Here is an 18,319-nt window from a genome sequence, read left to right on the forward strand (position 1 = left end):
GAAACTGGCCCCGTCGAACTTAATCCCACTTCCTGTTTCGGAGACGCATCATGACCACCACCACCCAATCCCTTGCTGGCAAAGTCGCTTTCGTACAAGGCGGTTCCCGCGGCATCGGCGCTGCCATCGTGCAGCGTCTGGCCCGCGAAGGCGCCGCCGTGGCCTTCACCTACGTCAGCTCGGCGCAGAAGGCCGAAGACCTCGCCGCCAGCATCGAAGCTGCCGGCGGCCGCGCCCTAGCGCTGAAGGCCGACAGCGGCGACGCGGCGTCCGTGCAGAGCGCCATCGATACCGCCGCCCAGCGCCTGGGCGGCATCGATATCCTGGTGAACAACGCCGGCGTGCTGGCCATCGCCCCGGTGGAAGAGTTCAGCCTGGAAGACCTCGACCGCACCCTGGCAGTGAACGTGCGCAGCGTGTTCGTCGCCACCCAGGCCGCTGCGCGGCATATGGGACAGGGCGGGCGCATCATCACCATCGGCAGCACCAACGCGGACCGCATGCCCTTCGGCGGCGGCGCGGTCTACGCCATGAGCAAGTCGGCCATCGTCGGTCTGACCAAGGGCCTGGCTCGTGACCTCGGCCCGCGCGGCATCACCGTGAACAACGTGCAGCCCGGTCCGGTGGACACTGACATGAACCCGGCCGACAGCGACTTCGCCGCATCGCTGATGGACCTGATGGCGGTAGGCCGTTACGGCCGCGCGGAAGAGATCGCCGCCTTCGTCGCCTACCTGGCTGGCCCGGAAGCCGGCTACATCACCGGCGCCAGCCTGACCATCGACGGCGGCTTCGGCGCCTGATGGGCTCTTGGTAAGCGCAGCACGGCCGGGCTCAGGCCCGGTCGCGGCTCTGGATGTTCCAATGGGTGGAGGTGCTGGCGAGTTTTGCCGAGAGCATCTCCACCTGCTCGTAGAGGCGCAGAGTCAGCCAGTAGAAGCCCTGTTTCTCGAAGGAATCGGTCAGGTTGTGCGGCCGTGCCGGCAGGTTGTCCAGGCCCTGGCAGGCCTGGACCAGCTTGCTGGTGCGGCTGAACTTCAGGGCGTGGGCCGATTGCAGCAACAGGCGTCCGATGATCTGCCGGTGGGTGTCGAGGCTGGCAGGCACCGGTTCTATCTCCCCGGCCTGGGCGGCAAACTGCCGCGAGGCGATCAGCGATTCCAGGGTGCCCATGATGGCGCGATGGATGCGCTGGAGGATCTCCAGCTCGCGCAGCGGCATGCCCGTCTCCCGCGATACCGGACCCAGGTGGGCACGTGAAGCCACCAGCCGATGGTCCAGTTCTTCCAGCTGGCGGGCGAAATGCTCGGCGGTAAAGTCGTGGTTGGACGACAACTGCCCATACATTCGCGCACAGGCGCGCAGGTTGTCCGAGAGCAGGTAGCGCCAGACGTAGACCGCCCGCAACGGGTAGATCTGCGAGAAGACCAGGGCCACCGCGACACCGATCAGCACATTGGCCGAGCGCCACAACCCTTCGGTAAAGCCAGTCTCGCCGGGGCCGGCGACAATGCACATGGTGATCCCCGCCAGCAGCGCGACATAGCCGGGACGGCGAATCGCATAGAAGGCCGAGGCTGCGCCCAGCACCGACATCACCAGGTAGGTGAGGGCGAGCGAGCGCGTGCGGTCGTAGACCGCGATCACGCACAGGCCCAGCGCCGCGCCAGCCAGGGTGCCGAGCACCCGTTCGTAGGACTTGCCGCGGATCGTCCCCTGGTGCACCAGCCCGCCCATCACCACCAGCACCGTCACCGAGGCCCAGAGCCCGTGCGGCAGTTTCAGCGCGCTGGTCAGCAGCATCGAGGCGAGCAGGGCGAGGCCGACGCGCACGCAGTGGATCCAGGCGGCGTAGCGATAACGGGTGTAGGGATTGGCCAGGCGGCGGAACGGCAAGGTCAGGATCGAGGGTTGCTTCGCCAAGGGAAGCGGCTCCTGTGCGGACGGTGGCGATGCAGCAAGGTTAGCCGCTCCCGACCGCAACGGTCGGCCCCGGGTCAATCATCTCGATGACTGCTGGCCGACGAAGTAGTAGTCGCGCTCGCCCACTCGGAAGTGCTGCAGCACGCTCAGTGGCGCCTGTGGCACGGTTTGGCTTTCCAGCAGGGCGATGTGCTCATCCGGCTGGCCGAGGAAGGTCGTCAGCTCCTCGCTGGTCTGCAGGGCCGGCAGCAGGCTGCGGCTGTAGAACACGCTGGCGCCGGCCAGCCGCTCGCTGGGCTGGTACAGCGCCACCTGGCGCCCGAGCATCTGGTACTGGCGAATCTGCTCGGTCAGCGGCAGGAAGGATTCCTTCAGATCGGCGCGGGGTTCGACCCATATCGCGTATCCCAGGTAGCAGGCGGGTACCAGCAACGCCAGGAACACGGAGGCACGGCGCATCCACTGCGAAGCCCGGGCATGCCAGCGCGTCAGCAGGACATGACCGAACTCGGCGGCGATTACCGCCGCTGCCGGGGCCAGCGCCATCAGGTAGACCAGGCGCTTGCTGGAGGCGAAGCTGAGCAGGGCGAACTGTGCCGCTAGCCACAGGCAGAAGAACAGCAGGTAGCGGTCCCGCGCCAGGCGTTTGCGCAGGTGCCAGAGCCCGAGGTAGAGCAGGATGTTCCACGGCAGGAAGGCCTGCGGCAGACGCACCAGGTAGTAGTAGAAGGGTTCGAAATGCCCGGCTTCGCTGAACGAGCCGCTGAAGCGGCCGACGCTGTTGGTCCAGAGGATTTCCTGCAGGGCTGCAGGCCCGCCATCGTGATAGAGGAACAACAGCCAGGCCAGCAGCGGCAGAAGGCCCGGCAGTGTCCACAGCAGCGGTCGCAGCCAGGTGGAAACTGCCAGGCGGCGCCGCGCCAGGCTGTCCCACAGCAGGCAGGCGAAGATCACCACCCCCGGCAACGCCAGGCCCAGTACGCCCTTGCTCAGGGTGGAGAGGGCGATCCCTGCGGCGAACGCCAGCCAGTGCCCGGTGCGCCCCGGTGGCCTGAGCCAGGCCTGCAGGAAGGACAACAGCGCCAGGGTTACGCCCAGCGTGAGCAGGGCGTCTTCGCCCACCTGGCGTGCATTGGCCCAGAAACTCGCCAGGGTCATCAGCATCAGCGCGGCGAGCAGCGCGAGCGTCGCCGGTCGGCCGCTGCGCCGGAGCGCGCCGTAGAGCAGCAGCACGCAGAACAGCCCGGCAAATGCCGAGGCCAGCCGCACGGACAAGGTGGTCGGACCGAACAGTTGGATGGCGGCAACGTCCAGCCACAGGCTCAATGGTGGCTTTTCCAGGAACGGCTGGCCGTTCAGGCGCGGCGTCACCCAGTCGCGATCCAGGTACATTTCCATCGCGATGCCCGCCACCCTGGGTTCGGTGGAGCCCTGCAACTGGTGATTGCCCAGCGCGCAGAAGAACAGCAGGCCGCCCAGCACGAGCAGGAGGAGTAGATGGCGGCGCTGGTTCATGGCGGATCCCGGGCAGGGGGTTTTAGCCTGCATGTATAGGCGACATTTCGTTAACGCGAAATTAACCTTCTCGGTGCTTCACTGCGACCCTCACCCGGTACTCCCCTGGGGGTCGCCATGTCCGCTCGCCTGCCTGGTTCCCGCGTTACCCCGGCCCCTCGTTCGCGCCGGCGTTATCTGCTGCTGACTCTGTTCGTGCTGATCGTCGTGGCCGGATGCCTGGCCGGCTTCATGGTGCTGGTGCCACCGCCGCCCTATACGCCCTTGCTGGGCCAGAACCCCGCACAGGTCACCTTGCTGGCGCTGGGCGACCAGGGCAGTGGCGACCTGCAGCAATGGCGCGTGGCGGAGGGCATGGAGCGTGTGGCGGAGAGTGATAACGGGGTGAACATGGTCCTGCTGCTGGGCGACAACTTCTACGGCAAGGCGCTGAGCGGTGTCGACGATCCGGCCTGGCAGCTCAAGTTCGAGCGCGTCTACCACGGTCGCTGGCTCAGCCATGTGCCGTTCTACGCGGTACTGGGCAATCACGACTTCCCGGCCTCCGCCGCCGTCGAACTGGACTACGCCCGGCAGCGCGCGGGCTCCGGCCGCTGGCAGATGCCTGCTCCCTTCTATACGCGCGATTTCGGCGAGGCAGAGGGGCGCCCGCTGTTACGGGTCGCGTTCCTCGATACCAATGCCGATGCCGCCGGCCGCCAGCGCCAGGCAGACTTCCTGCAGGCGGCCTTTGCCCGGCCGGGGCCTGCACCATTGTGGAAGATGGTGGTGGCACACCACGCGATCCGCAGCAGTGGCGGCAAGCACGGCGATGACAACGCGTTGCTGCAGCAGTTGCTGCCGGCGATGCAGCACAGTGGGGTGGATCTCTACCTGTCCGGCCATGAGCACAACCAGGAGGTGATAGTCCGCCCTGGCGAGCCCGCCTGGCTGGTCTCCGGTGGCGGCGGCCAGACGCTCGACGGCATCGGGCCCGGTGTGCCGGCCGATGGCACCTTGTTCGCGGTCGAACAGCACGGCTTTGCACGGTTGGCCTTCAGCGCGGACCGGCTGCAGCTGGCCTACTACAACCCGCAGGGAGACCGCGAGCAGGGCTTTCTCTGGGCGCGGGCCTGCCCCTGGCTGGCCCAGGGCTGCCTGAAGCGGGACGACGTTGGCCAGTTGAAGACGAGCACGGCCACTGGCCAGTAGTTGAGCCCTGGGGGTTTTCGCTAGAATCCCGGACTTTTGCGTGCATGGACCGCGCGCGGCCATCAGCGCTTGAGTCCATTAGAGAGCCCCCATGCTTACCGGTAGTTACGATCCCGCCCTCGTCCTGATCTCGCTGTGCGTCGCCATGCTGGCGTCCTACACCGCCCTGGACCTGGCCGGGCGCATCGCGACTACCCGCGGCTGGCCGGTGCTGCTGTGGATCGGTGGCGGCGGGGTGGCCATGGGAATCGGCGTGTGGTCGATGCACTTCATCGGCATGCTTGCCTTCAGCCTGCCGATCCCGCTGGGTTACGACCTCACCCTGACCCTGCTGTCGCTGGCCATCGCCGTACTCAGTTCCGGCTTCGCCCTGGCGCTGGTCAGCCAGGAGCGGCTACCGCTCTGGCAACTGATCTGCGGCGCGCTGGCCATGGGCGCCGGGATCAGTTGCATGCACTACCTGGGCATGTACGCAATGCTGATGCAGCCGGGCATCGACTACGACCCGACGCTGTTCGGGCTCTCTCTGGCGATCGCCGTGGCGGCGTCCGGCGCCGCATTGTGGATCGCCTTCAAGCTGCGGCAGAACACCCCCTATGTGCGCCTGGCCCGGGGTGGCGCAGCGTTGGTGATGGGCCTGGCTATCGTCGGCATGCACTACACCGGCATGGCCGCGGCGCGCTTTCCCGAGGGTAGCTTCTGCGGCGCATCCCCCAACGGGCTGAGCAGCGACTGGCTGGCGATGCTGGTCGTCATCGTGACCCTGGCGATCATTGGCATCGCGCTGCTCACGTCGGTGCTGGATGCGCGCCTGGAGTCGCGCACGGCACAGCTCACCTCGTCGCTGGCCCAGGCCAACCAGGAGCTGACCCAGCTCGCCCTGCACGACAACCTCACCCGTCTGCCCAACCGCATCCTGCTGGAAGACCGCGTCGAGCAGATGATCGGCAAGGTCCAGCGCAACGGCGGCTACTTCGCGCTGATGTTCCTCGACCTCGATGGCTTCAAGCCGGTCAACGATGCGTTCGGCCACCATGTCGGCGACCTGTTGCTCAAGGATGTGGCGTTGCGTCTGTGTGGCAACCTGCGCAGCGACGACACCGTGGCGCGCATCGGCGGCGATGAATTCGTGATGTTGGTGGCGCTCGCCGAAGCCGAAGACGCGGTGAGCGTCGCCAGCCAGCAGGTCAACCTGCTGGCCCAGCCGTTCCAGGTGGCCGGGCAGGAGCTGCGCATCGCCGCCAGTATTGGTATCGCGCTCTATCCGGGCGACGGCACCAGCCAGCAGGAGCTGCTGCGCAACGCCGACGCAGCCATGTACCACGCCAAGGGCAATGGCAAGAACGGCTACAGCTTCTTCGAACAATCGATGAACACCAATGCGCGCAACCACCTGCAGCTGCTGCACGACCTGCGCGCCGCCCTGGACCGTCGTGAATTCATCCTGCATTACCAGCCCAAGTTTGCCGCCAGCGGCGAACCCATCGGCGCCGAGGCGCTGCTGCGCTGGCAGCATCCGCAACGCGGGCTGCTGATGCCCGATACCTTCATCGCCCTGGCCGAACGCACCGGGCTGATCATCCCCATCGGCGACTGGGTGCTCGACGAGGCCTGCCGGCAGATGCGCGAGTGGTACCTGCAGGGCCACGAAAGCTGGCGGGTGGCGGTGAACCTCTCGGCCCTGCAGTTCTGCCATGCGGCACTGGTGCAATCGGTGGCCGATGCGCTGCAGCGCCATCATTTGCCGGCGCGCTGCCTGACCCTGGAAATCACCGAGACCACGGCGATGCGCGATGCCGATTCCAGCCTGGAAATCCTCGGCAAGCTGTCGGAGATGGGCGTGGACCTGTCCATCGACGACTTCGGCACCGGCTATTCCAGCCTGCTGTACCTCAAGCGCCTGCCGGCCAACGAGTTGAAGATCGACCGCGGTTTCGTCCGCGACCTGGAGCAGGACAGCGACGACGCCGCCATCGTCTCGGCCATCGTCGCCCTGGGCCAGGCGCTGGATTTGCGCATCGTTGCCGAAGGGGTGGAAACCTCCGGCCAGCAGAGCTTCCTCACCCGCCTGGGTTGCGATTCGCTACAGGGCTTCCTGCTCGGCAAGCCCGTGCCGGCCGAGCAATTCTTCGAGCGTCTCGGCGCTCCGGGCTGAGTGGCTCAGTACTCCGCTGGCAGCGCCGCCAGCTGGGTACACAGATCACGCAGTTGCTCGCACAGGCGGCGCCCGGCACTGCCCAGTTCCGGGCGGGCGTAGAGTGCCAGCTCCAGCCCCTCGATGGGCGCAAAACCCTCCTCGGCGGTCAGCACCCGGTGGCCTTCGTGGCGCCCGCGCAGTGGCAACAGGCTGACGCCCATGCCGGCCGCCACCGCGGCTGACAAGCTGGCCAGGCTCGCGCTGCTGTAACTGATGCGCCATCGCCGGCCGCTGGCTTCCAGCGCGTGGATCATCTCCTGGCGGTACAGCGCGCCCAGCGGAAATACCACCAGCGGCAACGGGTCGCGCGCGGCGGCGGGGGTGGCGGCGCTGTCCTGCCAGGCCAACGGTTCGGGCCAGTGCGCCAGGCAATCGGCATCGGCGCCCCATTGCTTGACCAGCGCCAGGTCCAACTCGCCGCTGCGGTACTGGCGCAACAGCTCCTGGCTGAGACCGCTGGAGACCTCCAGGCGCAGCCGCGGGCGTTCGGCGCTGAAGGCCGCCAGCAGCGGCATCATCCGCTCGCCGGCGAAGTCTTCCGGCATCCCCAGGCGCAGCACGCCCTCGCTGTGCTCACTGCTCAGAGCCTCACGGGCCTCCGAGCCCAGTTCGAGGATGCGCCGCGCATAGCCCAGCAGCCGTTCGCCCTGTTCAGTGGGCAGCACCTGGCGCTGGCTGCGGTCCAGCAGACGACAGTCCAGGCTCTGTTCAAGGCGCAGGATCTGCTGGCTGACGGTGGACTGGGTGAGGTGCAGCAATTCGGCGGCGCGGGTGAAGTTGCCGGCGTCCACTACCATCACGAAGCTGCGCAGCAGGTTGGGGTCAAGCATTTGGATTCCCACTGAAACTCATGTTTCTATTTAATTTCAGCATAGAAAATCCCTTTGTCATACTGCGACTGCTCATTATCGAGAGTGATTCGAGGCACGACAGCCATCGCGGGGGAGCGCCCATGGACATGCCGACCATCCAGACCGAGGACGTGCACAGCCGTGCCGCCGCGGACGCACTGCTGGGCGCCGCCAGCGACGGCCGGGAAGCCGAGGTGGCGACGCTGCTCCAACGCGGTGTGCCAGTGGATGTGACCGACGGGCAGGGCAACACGCCGCTGCTGCTGGCCACCGCCCAGAACCGCGTGGAAGTCGCGCGGCTGCTGATCGCCGCCGGCGCCGACGTCAACCGGCAGAACCGCATCCACGACAGTGCCTACCTGCTGGCCGGTGCGGCGGGACGTCTGGATATCCTCCAGCTGACCCTGGCCCACGGCGCCGACCTGCGCAGCACCAACCGCTATGGCGGCACGGCGCTGATACCGGCCTGCGAGCGTGGCCATGTGGACGTGGTAGCGACCCTGCTCAAGGCCGGCGTCGACCCCGATCACGTCAACAAGCTGGGCTGGACCGGGTTGCTCGAAGCCATCCTGCTCAGCGACGGCGGCCCGCGGCACCAGGCCATCGTGAAACAACTCATAGAAGCCGGGGCGAACCTGAACCTGGCCGACAACGACGGCGTCACGCCGCTGCAACACGCCCGCCAGCGCAACCAGACCACCATCGCCAGGATGCTGGAAGTCGCCGGCGCGCATTGATCGAACCGATTCGCTGGAAACTGCCATGTCACACGAAGTCTTCATGCGCGAGGCCCTGCAACTGGCCCGCGACAACATCGAGGCCGGCGGCCGCCCGTTCGGCGCCGTGCTGGTCAAGGACGGCCGGGTGATTGCCCGCGCCGCCAACTCCATCCACCTGGATTTCGACCCCACCGCCCATGCCGAGCTGCTGGCGATCCGCCGCGCCTCGGCGGTGCTGGGCATGTCGCGGCTGGACGGCTGCGTGATCTACGCCAGCGGACACCCTTGCCCCATGTGCCTGGCGGCCATGCACCTGTGTGGCGTGGAAGGCGCGTACTTCGCCTATTCCAACGACGATGGCGAGCCGTTCGGGCTGTCGACTTCCGCCGTGTACCAGCAGATGACCCAGCCGCCGCAATGGCAGGCGGTGCCGCTGCGGGCCCTGCGCCCGAGCGGCGAGGAAGGCCTCTACGATCACTGGCAGGAGCTCCGCTCGTGAGTCGCAGCATCGCCATGGCGAGCGCGCAGAGCGGCAGCGAGCAGAACGTGCGCGCCGGCTGGATCGGCTTGCTGGTGATCGTCGCGCTGGGCATCAACCTGCGGCCGATCCTCACCTCCATCGGCCCGCTGCTGGCCGACATCCACGACGCCACCGGCCTGGGCTTCCAGGGCCTGTCGATGCTGACGGTACTGCCAGTGCTGTGCATGGGGCTGTTCGCCCTGGGGCTGCCGTGGGTCGGCCCGCGCCTGGGCGAGAGCCGGGGCATGGTGCTCGGCCTGCTGGCCATCGGCGCGGCATGCTTCTGGCGGCTGCTGCTGGACAGCGGCTTCGCGCTGATCGCCAGCGCGGTGCTGGCGGGCTGCGGCGTGGCGGTGATCCAGGCGTTCGTGCCGGGGGTGATCAAGCGCTGGTTCCCGCACAAGGTGCCGTCCGCCATGGGTCTCTACTCGGCATCGCTGATGGCTGGCGGCGGTAGCGCCGCAGTCCTGGCACCGGTGGTTTCGGAACACTTCCATCGCTGGCAGGACGGTCTCGGCGCCTGGCTGCTGCTGGCCATTGTCGGCCTGGTGCTCTGGGCGCTGGCCCGCCCGCGGGAAACGCCGGTGGCGGCGCCGCCCCGGCAGAAGGCGCAGCACTATTTCGGCAGCCGTCGCGCCTGGCTGCTGGCGCTGTACTTCGGCCTGATCAATGGCGGCTACACCAGCATGGTGGCCTGGCTGCCGGTGTATTACCGCCAACTGGGCTGGACGGCCCAGGCCAGTGGACAGCTGATCGGCCTGATGACCATCTTCCAGGTGATCGCTGCGCTGACCATCCCGTTGCTGATCCGCCGCTCGCTGGATCGCCGCGGCTGGCTGTGTCTGTGCCTGCTGATTCAACTGGCGGGCTTCATCGGGTTGATCTCGGCGCCGCTGTACCTGCCGGGTATCTGGGTGGCGATGATCGGCTACGGCCTGGGCGCCTGCTTTGCGCTGAGTCTGACGCTGACCCTGGATCACCTCGCCGATGCCGGCGCGGCCGGTCGGCTGGCGGCCTTCGTACAGGGCATCGGCTTCATCGTTACCGGCATCGTGCCCTACGTCACCGGTTGGCTGCGTGACAGCACCGGGAGCTTCCAGGCGTCGTGGATCCTGCTGGCGGTGTCGGTGGTGCTGATGCTGGGCGTGACGTTGCGCTTTTCGCCCAAGGGATACGCGCGGGCAATGCAGCGCTGAGGCTGGAAGAAATGGAAATGGCGCCGGAGGGCGCCATTTTTTTGCCTGCGTTACACGGAGGTAGCGATGTAGATGCGGTAGGCGATGATCGACAGCATGCTCAGTGTGCCGACCCACATCAGGAACACACCCACCGGGCGCTGGCGGATGGTGAAGCCGATCCCCAGCATGAACATGCCGAAGACGAGGATGCCGAGGGTGATGAAGAGGGACGTGGGGTCCAGGGGGATGAAGTGGGCGGTGGCGTCCATGGCGAATCCTTGTCTGAAAATTCCGATATAGAAAGTCTAGGCCAGGGCGAGGGCGAACTCTTTTGATCCCTGGCAAGTCGCGCTGGATCATAACGGCACGAACCGCTCAGCCCAAGGCTCAAGACTGCGCCAGCAGTTGCCCCTTGTTCGTCAGCACCAGTTGCAGGCCGCGGAACTCAGCCAGCTGCAGGTGTACGAGCCATCTTTTCAGGTCCGGGTGAAAAACGTCGCCGCGCCGCACGCGCCGCAGGAGATCATTCAACTCGTTACCGCGGCGAGGGGCTGGGATTCTGGTTTCATCGGCGTCGGACACTGAGCGGTATTCCTTAAACCTGGCGTCAGTGAATTCTGAATTCGAACGAGCTTCAGCTTATTTTCTATTGCTATCAGAAAATACTGATCAGCATCTAAGTATCTGACAGATTCCGGAACCGGGTTGCCAATAGCTAGGAAACGCCGCTGAAGCATGGCCATAAAAAAGCCCCGCGGTCCGGAGCGTCAGACCGCAGGGCCAGAACGGTCGAGAAACTCTCGACCGGGGAGGATCGATCAGGCCGCAGGCGTCGGCTGCCAGCCGCCGCCAAGGGCCTTGTAGATCGCCACGATGCCGCGGTACACGTCGACTTCCGCGAGGGCCTGGGCGTCCTCGGCGGCGAGTTGCTCGCGCTCGGCGTCCAGCAGGTTGAGGAAGTCCACGGTGCCCTCGCGGTATTGCAGGCCGGCCTGTTGCGCGGCATTGCGGCTGGCTTCGGACTGGCGCACCAGCGAGACCAGGCGCTGCTGGCGCTTGCCGTAGTCGCTGAAGGCGTTCGACGATTCTTCCAGGGCCAGCAGGACCTGCTGCTCGTAGGTCGCCAGGGCGCCGTCGGCGTCGGCCTTGGAGGCGCGCAGGCGAGCCCGCACACTGCCCAGGTCGAAGGCCGCCCAGGTGATGCTCGGGGCCACGCCCCAGGCGCTGGCGGCGGACGAGCCGATCTGCGAGCCACGGCCGGCGGTATAGCCGAGGAAGCCGCCGAGGCTGACTTTCGGGAACAGGTCGGCGGTGGCCACACCGACATCCGCGGTGGCGGCCGCCAGGCGGCGTTCGGCGGAGGCCACGTCCGGCCGACGGCGCAGTAATTCACCCGGATCGCCGATGGGCAGGGCCTTGGCGATGGCGGGTAGCTTTTTCGGCGACAAGTCCACCGTCAGCGCATCCGGGCGCTGGCCGAGGAGGGTGGCGATACGGTTGCGCTGGCGCACTTCCTCGGCTTGCAGTTGCGGCACGCTGGCTTCGGTGGAAGCCAGGCGCGCTTCGGCGCGTTGCACGTCCAGTTCGCTGCCGACGCCGGCGTCGCGCAACTGGATGGTCAGGTCGCGGGATTCGCGCTGGTTCTCCAGGTTGCTCCTGGCGATGCTCTCGCGAAGCTGCGCACCGCGCAGTTGCCCGTAGGCATCGGCGAGCTCGGCGATCAGGCTGACCTGTAGCTGCTGCAGGTCGGCCACGGTGGCTTCGCTCAGCGCGTCGCTGGATTCCAACTGGCGGCGCACGCGGCCGAACAGGTCGACTTCCCAGATCATGTCCAGGCCCAGGTCGTAACGCTCCTGGTTGACCCGGTCCTCGGTCTGGCCGGGCACCTGGCCCTTGCCGACCTGGCCTTCGGCGCGGCTGGTGACCGTGGGGAAACGGTCATTGGCGACGTCGTCGCGGATCGCCCGCGAAGCCAGCACGCGGGCGTAGGCCACGCGCAGCTCGCGGTTTTCCTTGAGGGACTGGTCGACCAGCTGGGTCAGCACCGGGTCATCGAACTGCTTCCACCAGGCGTCTTCGTAACGGCTGCGGTCGTAGTTCTGTACCTGGGCATTGCTGTCCAGTTGCGCCGGCGCGGTGTCCGGTTTCTGGTAGTCGGGGCCGACCATGCACGCGCTGAGGGCCAGCGCGAGCAGGGAGGGGACGAACAGTTTCACGGCACTCTTGCTCACAGCATTGTTGATCATGACGCTCATGCCTGATGGGCCTCGTGGTTCTGGGCGATGCGCGCTTGCTGCGCCTGTTTCTTCGCTTCACGGGCTTCCATGAAGCGGCGGATCAGCACATAGAAGACCGGGGTCAGCAGCAGGCCGAAGAAGGTCACGCCGAGCATCCCGGAGAACACTGCGACACCCATGGCATGGCGCATTTCGGCGCCGGCGCCGGACGACAGCACCAGGGGCACCACGCCCATGATGAAGGCGATGGAGGTCATCAGGATCGGCCGCAGACGCAGGCGGCAGGCTTCCAGTACCGCGCTCAGGCGATCCATGCCTTCGTCCTGCTTGTCCTTGGCGAACTCGACGATCAGGATCGCGTTCTTGCACGCCAGGCCCACCAGCACGATCAGGCCGATCTGGGTGAAGATGTTGTTGTCGCCACCGGACAGGATCACGCCCGCAATGGCCGACAGCAGGGTCATCGGCACGATCAGGATCACCGCCAGCGGCAGGCCCCAGCTTTCATACAGCGCGGCCAGCACCAGGAAGGCGAGCAGCACGCAGAGCGGGAACACATAGATTGCGGAGTTGCCGGCGAGGATCTGCTGGTAGGTCAGTTCGGTCCATTCGTAGGTCATGCCATTGGGCAGCTCCTGCTTGAGCAGGCGCTCGATGGCGGCCTCGGCCTGGCCGGAGCTGTAGCCCGGTGCAGCGGCGCCGTTGATCTCGGCGGTGATGAAGCCGTTGTAGTGCATCACGCGGTCGGGGCCGGCGGTGTCGCTGATCTTGATGAAGGTGGCCAGCGGGACCATTTCACCCTGGTTGTTGCGCACCTTCAGCTGGCCGATCTGCTCGGGTTCGAGGCGGAACTGCTGCTCGCCCTGGACGTTCACCTGGTAGGTGCGGCCGAAGCGGTTGAAGTCGTTCGCGTACAGCGAACCCAGGTAGACCTGCAGGGTGTCGAAGATGTCGCTGATCGCCACGCCGTGGGTCTTGGCCTTCTCGCGGTCGATGGCGGCATCCACCTGCGGCACGTTCACCTGGTAGCTGGTGAACACCGACATGGGGTTCAGCTCCGGCAATGCGCGGGCCTTGTTGAGGATGTTCTGGGTCTGTGCGTAGAGCTCCTCGTAACCGGCGTTGCCGCGGTCCTCGATCTGCAGGCGGAAGCCGCCGATGGTGCCCAGCCCCTGTACCGGCGGCGGCGGGAAGATGGCGATGTAGGCGTCCTGGATGTCGGCGAACTGCTTGTTCAGCTCGGCGGCGATCTCGTTGGCCGACATGCCCGGGCCTTTACGCTCGCTGAAGTCTTTCAGCGGGGTGAAGACAATGCCGCTGTTGGGGCTGTTGGTGAAACCGTTGATCGACAGACCCGGGAAGGACACGGTGTGCTCGATGCCCGGGTGCTTGCCGGCGATGTCCGACATGCGCTTGATCACCGCTTCGGTGCGGTCCAGCGTAGCCGCGTCGGGCAACTGGGCGAAGGCCACCAGGTACTGCTTGTCCTGTTGCGGCACGAAGCCGGTGGGGGTGCTGGAGAAGCCCAGGTAGGTCAGGCCGATCAGCCCCGCATAGAGCAGCAGCGCGATGGAGCTGCCACGCAGCACGCGGGTGACGGTTCCGACATAGCCATGGCTGGCGCGGTCGAAGAAGCGGTTGAACGGACGGAACAGCCAGCTGCCGAGCAGCTTGTCGAGGATCACCGAGAAGCGGTCCTTCGGCTCGTGGTGCCCCTTGAGCAGCACGGCGGACAGCGCCGGCGACAGGGTCAGCGAGTTGAACGCCGAGATCACCGTGGAGATCGCGATGGTCAAGGCGAACTGCCGGTAGAACTGCCCGGTGAGGCCGGAGATGAACGCAGTGGGGATGAACACGGCGCACAGCACCAGCGCGGTGGCGATGATCGGCCCGGTCACTTCCTTCATGGCGCGCTTGGTCGCCTCGACGGGCGTCAGGCCCAGGCCGATGTTCCGCTCGACGTTCTCCACCACCACGATGGCGTCGTCCACCACGATACCGATGGCCAATACCAGGCCGAACAACGACAGCGCGTTGAGCGAGAAGCCGAAGGCGTGCATCACCGCGAAGGTGCCGATCAGCGATACCGGTACGGCGGCCAGCGGGATGATCGAGGCGCGCCAGGTCTGCAGGAACAGCACCACCACCAGCACCACCAGGATCAGGGCTTCGAACAGGGTGTGCACCACCGCTTCGATGGAGCCGCGAACGAAGATGGTCGGGTCATAGACGATGGAGTAGTCCACGCCCTGGGGGAAATCCTTCTTCAGCTCGGCCATCTTCTCGCGCACCAGGTTGGAGATGGCGATGGCGTTGGAACCGGGACGCTGGAAGATCGGGATGGCGACCGCCGGCTGGTTGTCCAGCAGCGAGCGCAGAGCGTACTGGCTGGAGCCGAGTTCGACGCGGGCGATGTCCTTCAGGCGGGTGATCTCGCCGTCCGGGCCGCTGCGGATGATGATGTTCTCGAACTCTTCCTCGGTGACCAGGCGACCCTGGGTGTTGATCGACAGCTGGAAGCTGGTGTCGCTCGGCGAGGGCGGGGCACCCAGAGCACCGGCGGCGACCTGGCGGTTCTGCTCGCGGATCGCGGCGACCACGTCGGTGGCGGTCAGGTTGCGCGAGGCGACCTTGTTCGGGTCCAGCCACACACGCAGCGAATAGTCGCCCATGCCGAACAGCTGTACGTCGCCCACGCCGTCCAGGCGCGCCAGCTCGTCCTTGATGTTGAGGATGGCGTAGTTGGACAGGTAGAGCATGTCGTAGCGGTTATCCGGCGAGGTCAGGTGCACGACCATGGTCAGGTCGGGCGAGGCCTTGTCGACGGTGATGCCGATGCGGGTGACTTCCTCGGGCAGCTTGGGCTGCGTACGGGTCACGCGGTTCTGCACCTGCACCTGCGCGTTGTCCAGGTCGGTGCCCAGGGCGAAGGTGATGGTCAGGGTCATCTTGCCGTCGGCGGTGGATTGCGAGGACATGTAGAGCATGTTCTCGACGCCGGTGATGGCCTGTTCCAGCGGCGCGGCGACAGTCTCGCCGATCACCTTGGGGTTGGCGCCGGGGAAGTTGGCGCGTACGACCACGGTGGGCGGCACCACTTCGGGGTATTCGCTGATCGGTAGCTGGAACAGCGAGATGGCCCCGCCGATCAGGATGATCAGCGAAAGCACGGCGGCGAAGATCGGCCGCTGGATGAAGAATTGCGAAAAGTTCATGGCTGGTTCCTGTCGCGAACGCTGCGGTTCGCCAAACCCGGGACAAAGGTCACCCAAGGCCCTGGTGGGAGAAGGGCCTGGTACATCGATTCAGGGTGAGTTCGTCGATGATCCGCCTGCGCTTGCCCAGGCTGCGTTGGAAGCCGGCTCGGAATGCTCATTCACTACAGTGAACTGCGCTTCCTCACCGCCTTCCGCCTTGCCTGGCCTGCGCTCGGCAGGATCCTCGCTGAACTCGTACGGGTTGGGTCAGCCGCGAGGCGCGCCCGGTTTGACGGACTTTTCGGCCACCTTCGGCGCCTCGAAGCTCTCCAGCGCACGGCGCTGATTTTCGAGGTTGGCGAGGGTTGACTGGCTGGCCATCTCGACACCCTGGGCGTCGACCTGGGCACCGGGGCGAACCCGTTGCAGGCCGTTGACCACGATGCGGTCACCCTTGACCAGGCCGCTGCGGACGATGCGCAGGCCTTCGAGTTTCGGGCCCAGCTCGATGCCGCGGTACTGCACCTTGCTGTCCTTGTCGAGCACCAGTACGAACTTCTTGCCCAGGTCGGTGCCGACCGCTTCGTCCTTGATCAGCGCGGCGGGGTAGGTGCCGCTGCCGACCAGCTTGATGCGGGCATAGAGGCCGGGGGTGAACTGGTTGGCGTCGTTGTCGAACACGGCGCGGCCACGGATGGTGCCGGTCTTGGGGTTGACCTGGTTGTCGAGGAAGTCCAGCCGGCCCTGGTGGGGGAAGCCGTCCTCGCCGGTCAGGCCCAGGTACACCGGGCTGCTGCCACGAGCGTCCGGACCACCCTTGCGGGCGAGGTCGACGTACTTCAGGTAGACGCGCTCGTCGGCGTCGAAGTAGGCGTAGACCTTGTCGGTGGAGACCAGGGTGGTCAGCACGCTCTGGCCGCTGTTCACCAGGTTGCCGGCAGTGACTTCGGCCCGCGAGACGCGGCCGTCGATGGGCGCGGTGATCTGGGTGAACGACAGGTTCAGGCGGGCGTTGTCCAATTCCGCCTGGGTCGCGGCGACCACGGCCTTGGCCTCGGTGGCGGCGGCGGTACGGGCGTCGGCGAGTTCCGCGGAAATGGCGTTGGTGGCGCGCAGGCGATCGCCCCGGGAGGCTTCGTTGACGGTACGGGTCTGGTTGGCGCGAGCCTGCTGCAGCTGGGCTTCCAGGCGATGCACCTCGGCCTGGAATGGCCGTGGATCGATCTGGAACAGCAAGTCGCCTTTCTTCACCAGGGCGCCTTCACGGAAGGCGACGCGGTCGATGTAGCCGGAGACGCGTGGGCGCAGTTCGACGGATTCCGGCGCCTCCAGGCGACCGGTGAATTCGTCCCATTCATTGATTGGCTGCTCGATGACATCCGCCACGCTGACCTTGGGCGCGGCCATGTTCTGGGCCGCGTCCTGGCCTTTGCCGCAGGCGCTGAGAACCAGCACGGCGGCCAACGCCAACGGAATACGCAAGGTGTTCAGATTTCGCTCCATGGAAAAGACTCCGGCGATCTAATTGGTTTTGGGATTTCTGATGGAGCGGAGTCTGCGCAACAGGGCGCTTGGGAACTAATCGAACGAGCAGATTTTGATTATCACGCGCAGTGATAAATGCTTTTGCACTATGCGCAGGAATAGATAGAAGGAGTGGGCACGGGGATTGCCCGAAAGCGCTACTGGATAGTTTGGCGTGCTCGGGCTGCCCTCACACTAACCCTCTCCCTCGGGAGCGGGGCGCGCAGCCAGCGCCGGAGTGAGGGAGTCGCCTCGCACCGAGGTACGGCCTAAGAGGGTTTCTGGAGGAGCGAGTTAGGTGGGGCGGTGTCAAAGGCTGTCCGGGTCACCCACGAACATGGTGATCCGCGAACGCAGCCAGCGCTCGGCCGGGTCCTGGTCCTGGGCGCCACGCCAGACCATGGACAGTTCGGCCAGGCGGGTGGGGAAGGGCGGTTCCTCTGCGCGCAGGCCGCCGGCGGCGGTGAGGGCCAGGGCCACGTACTCGGGGACGGTGGCGATGATATCGGTGCCGGCCAGCAATTGAGCGAGGCCGACGAACTGCGGCACCGCCAGCACCACCTGGCGCTTGCGGTCCATCTCGGCCAGGGTCTGGTCGACGAAGCCGTCCAGGTCGCCGGCGTAGGACACCAGCGCGTGTGGGCGCGCGCAGTAGTCATCGAGGGTCAGCGCGCCGGGGATCGAGTCGGCCCGCAGGATCTTCCAGGTACTGCGGCGCAGGGTCTTGCGCTTGGCGTTGGCCGGCAACTCGTCGGTGTAGCTCACACCCACGGAAATCTCCCCGGACGACAGCAGTTGCGGCATCAGCAGGTAGTTGGCGCGGCGCACCACCAGGGTGATGCCCGGCGCCTCGGAGCGCAGGCGGCGCAGCAGCGGCGGCAGCAGGCCGAATTCCACGTCATCGGACAGGCCGATGCGGAACACCGCCTTGCTGGTGGCCGGGTCGAAGTCGGCGGCGCGGCTCAGCGCGGTGGAGATGGAGTCCAGCGCCGGCGAGAGGTGGCCGAAGATTTCCTGCGCCCGCGCGGTGGGCTCCATGCTGCGCCCGGTACGCACGAACAGCGGATCGTCGAACAGACCGCGCAGGCGCGCCAGGGCCGCACTGATCGCCGGCTGGCCGAGGAACAGCTTCTCGGCGGCGCGGGTCACGCTGCGTTCATGCATCAGCGTCTCGAAAACGATCAACAGGTTGAGATCAACCTTGCGAAGGTCGTTGCGGTTCATGGGGACTCCCTGGCGATGGGGGAAAAGTGAGGCCGAGCGTGTC

Annotated in this window: 15 protein-coding genes; 6 read left to right on the top strand and 9 right to left on the bottom strand. The window is 66.3% G+C overall.

Translation table 11 applies throughout. The annotated features are described in order from the left end of the window. Positions 1-50: 50 nt before the first annotated feature. Positions 51-803 carry a 3-oxoacyl-ACP reductase family protein gene (locus GJV37_RS10310; RefSeq protein WP_024762287.1) on the top strand — a complete coding sequence of 251 codons (753 nt, stop codon included), beginning with the start codon at positions 51-53 and terminating at the stop codon, positions 801-803. 31 nt (positions 804-834) lie between these two features. On the opposite strand, the gene GJV37_RS10315 is transcribed toward GJV37_RS10310, so the two are convergent. Both GJV37_RS10315 and GJV37_RS10320 read right to left on the bottom strand, forming a co-directional pair. After that, positions 835-1,923 (bottom strand): FUSC family protein, encoded by a 1,089-nt coding sequence (locus GJV37_RS10315; protein ID WP_024762286.1) that lies wholly within the window; start codon positions 1,921-1,923, stop codon positions 835-837. A gap of 78 nt (positions 1,924-2,001) precedes the next feature. Further along, positions 2,002-3,438: an ArnT family glycosyltransferase gene (locus tag GJV37_RS10320; RefSeq protein ID WP_084357672.1), complete on the bottom strand. Its 1,437-nt coding sequence runs from the start codon at positions 3,436-3,438 to the stop codon at positions 2,002-2,004. A 117-nt stretch (positions 3,439-3,555) separates the two neighbouring features. Between GJV37_RS10320 and GJV37_RS10325 the strand changes: the two genes are divergently transcribed. After that, on the top strand, positions 3,556-4,629 hold the full coding sequence (locus GJV37_RS10325) for a metallophosphoesterase (protein WP_240967257.1): 1,074 nt from the start codon (positions 3,556-3,558) through the stop codon (positions 4,627-4,629). A 91-nt stretch (positions 4,630-4,720) separates the two neighbouring features. Further along, complete coding sequence (locus GJV37_RS10330; protein WP_193452418.1) at positions 4,721-6,784, top strand: putative bifunctional diguanylate cyclase/phosphodiesterase; 2,064 nt, start codon at positions 4,721-4,723, stop codon at positions 6,782-6,784. A 5-nt stretch (positions 6,785-6,789) separates the two neighbouring features. Here GJV37_RS10330 and GJV37_RS10335 read toward each other — a convergent pair whose 3' ends face one another. After that, positions 6,790-7,656, bottom strand: coding sequence for a LysR family transcriptional regulator (locus GJV37_RS10335; RefSeq protein WP_024762283.1), 867 nt, complete (start codon positions 7,654-7,656; stop codon positions 6,790-6,792). Positions 7,657-7,778: 122 nt separating this feature from the next. On the opposite strand from GJV37_RS10335, the gene GJV37_RS10340 reads away from it, so the two are divergent. The 3 genes from GJV37_RS10340 to GJV37_RS10350 are packed head-to-tail and all read left to right on the top strand — an operon-like array spanning position 7,779 to position 10,112. After that, complete coding sequence (locus tag GJV37_RS10340) at positions 7,779-8,414, top strand: ankyrin repeat domain-containing protein (protein WP_065083865.1); 636 nt, start codon at positions 7,779-7,781, stop codon at positions 8,412-8,414. Between the two features lie 25 nt (positions 8,415-8,439). Beyond that, complete coding sequence (locus GJV37_RS10345) at positions 8,440-8,895, top strand: nucleoside deaminase (protein ID WP_024762281.1); 456 nt, start codon at positions 8,440-8,442, stop codon at positions 8,893-8,895. Between the two features lie 14 nt (positions 8,896-8,909). Continuing rightward, complete coding sequence (locus tag GJV37_RS10350; protein WP_051445545.1) at positions 8,910-10,112, top strand: CynX/NimT family MFS transporter; 1,203 nt, start codon at positions 8,910-8,912, stop codon at positions 10,110-10,112. Positions 10,113-10,162: 50 nt separating this feature from the next. On the opposite strand, the gene GJV37_RS10355 is transcribed toward GJV37_RS10350, so the two are convergent. The 6 genes from GJV37_RS10355 to GJV37_RS10380 all read right to left on the bottom strand — a co-directional run bounded on the left by GJV37_RS10355 (position 10,163) and on the right by GJV37_RS10380 (position 18,276). Beyond that, a complete protein-coding gene (locus GJV37_RS10355) occupies positions 10,163-10,363 on the bottom strand; it encodes a hypothetical protein (RefSeq protein WP_024762279.1) in 201 nt (66 codons plus the stop codon). Positions 10,364-10,481: 118 nt separating this feature from the next. Continuing rightward, on the bottom strand, positions 10,482-10,676 hold the full coding sequence (locus tag GJV37_RS10360) for a hypothetical protein (RefSeq protein WP_024762278.1): 195 nt from the start codon (positions 10,674-10,676) through the stop codon (positions 10,482-10,484). A gap of 236 nt (positions 10,677-10,912) precedes the next feature. Further along, positions 10,913-12,340: an efflux transporter outer membrane subunit gene (locus GJV37_RS10365; protein ID WP_065083889.1), complete on the bottom strand. Its 1,428-nt coding sequence runs from the start codon at positions 12,338-12,340 to the stop codon at positions 10,913-10,915. A 5-nt stretch (positions 12,341-12,345) separates the two neighbouring features. Further along, positions 12,346-15,546, bottom strand: coding sequence for an efflux RND transporter permease subunit (locus GJV37_RS10370; RefSeq protein ID WP_024762276.1), 3,201 nt, complete (start codon positions 15,544-15,546; stop codon positions 12,346-12,348). A 249-nt stretch (positions 15,547-15,795) separates the two neighbouring features. Then, a complete protein-coding gene (gene mexE / locus GJV37_RS10375) occupies positions 15,796-17,031 on the bottom strand; it encodes a multidrug efflux RND transporter periplasmic adaptor subunit MexE (protein WP_024762275.1) in 1,236 nt (411 codons plus the stop codon). 330 nt (positions 17,032-17,361) lie between these two features. Beyond that, a complete protein-coding gene (locus GJV37_RS10380) occupies positions 17,362-18,276 on the bottom strand; it encodes a LysR family transcriptional regulator (protein WP_017517481.1) in 915 nt (304 codons plus the stop codon). Between the last annotated feature and the right edge of the window lie 43 nt (positions 18,277-18,319).

This window comes from Pseudomonas nitroreducens (assembly GCF_010994165.1).
In the GTDB taxonomy this organism is placed as follows: Bacteria; Pseudomonadota; Gammaproteobacteria; order Pseudomonadales; family Pseudomonadaceae; genus Pseudomonas; species Pseudomonas nitroreducens.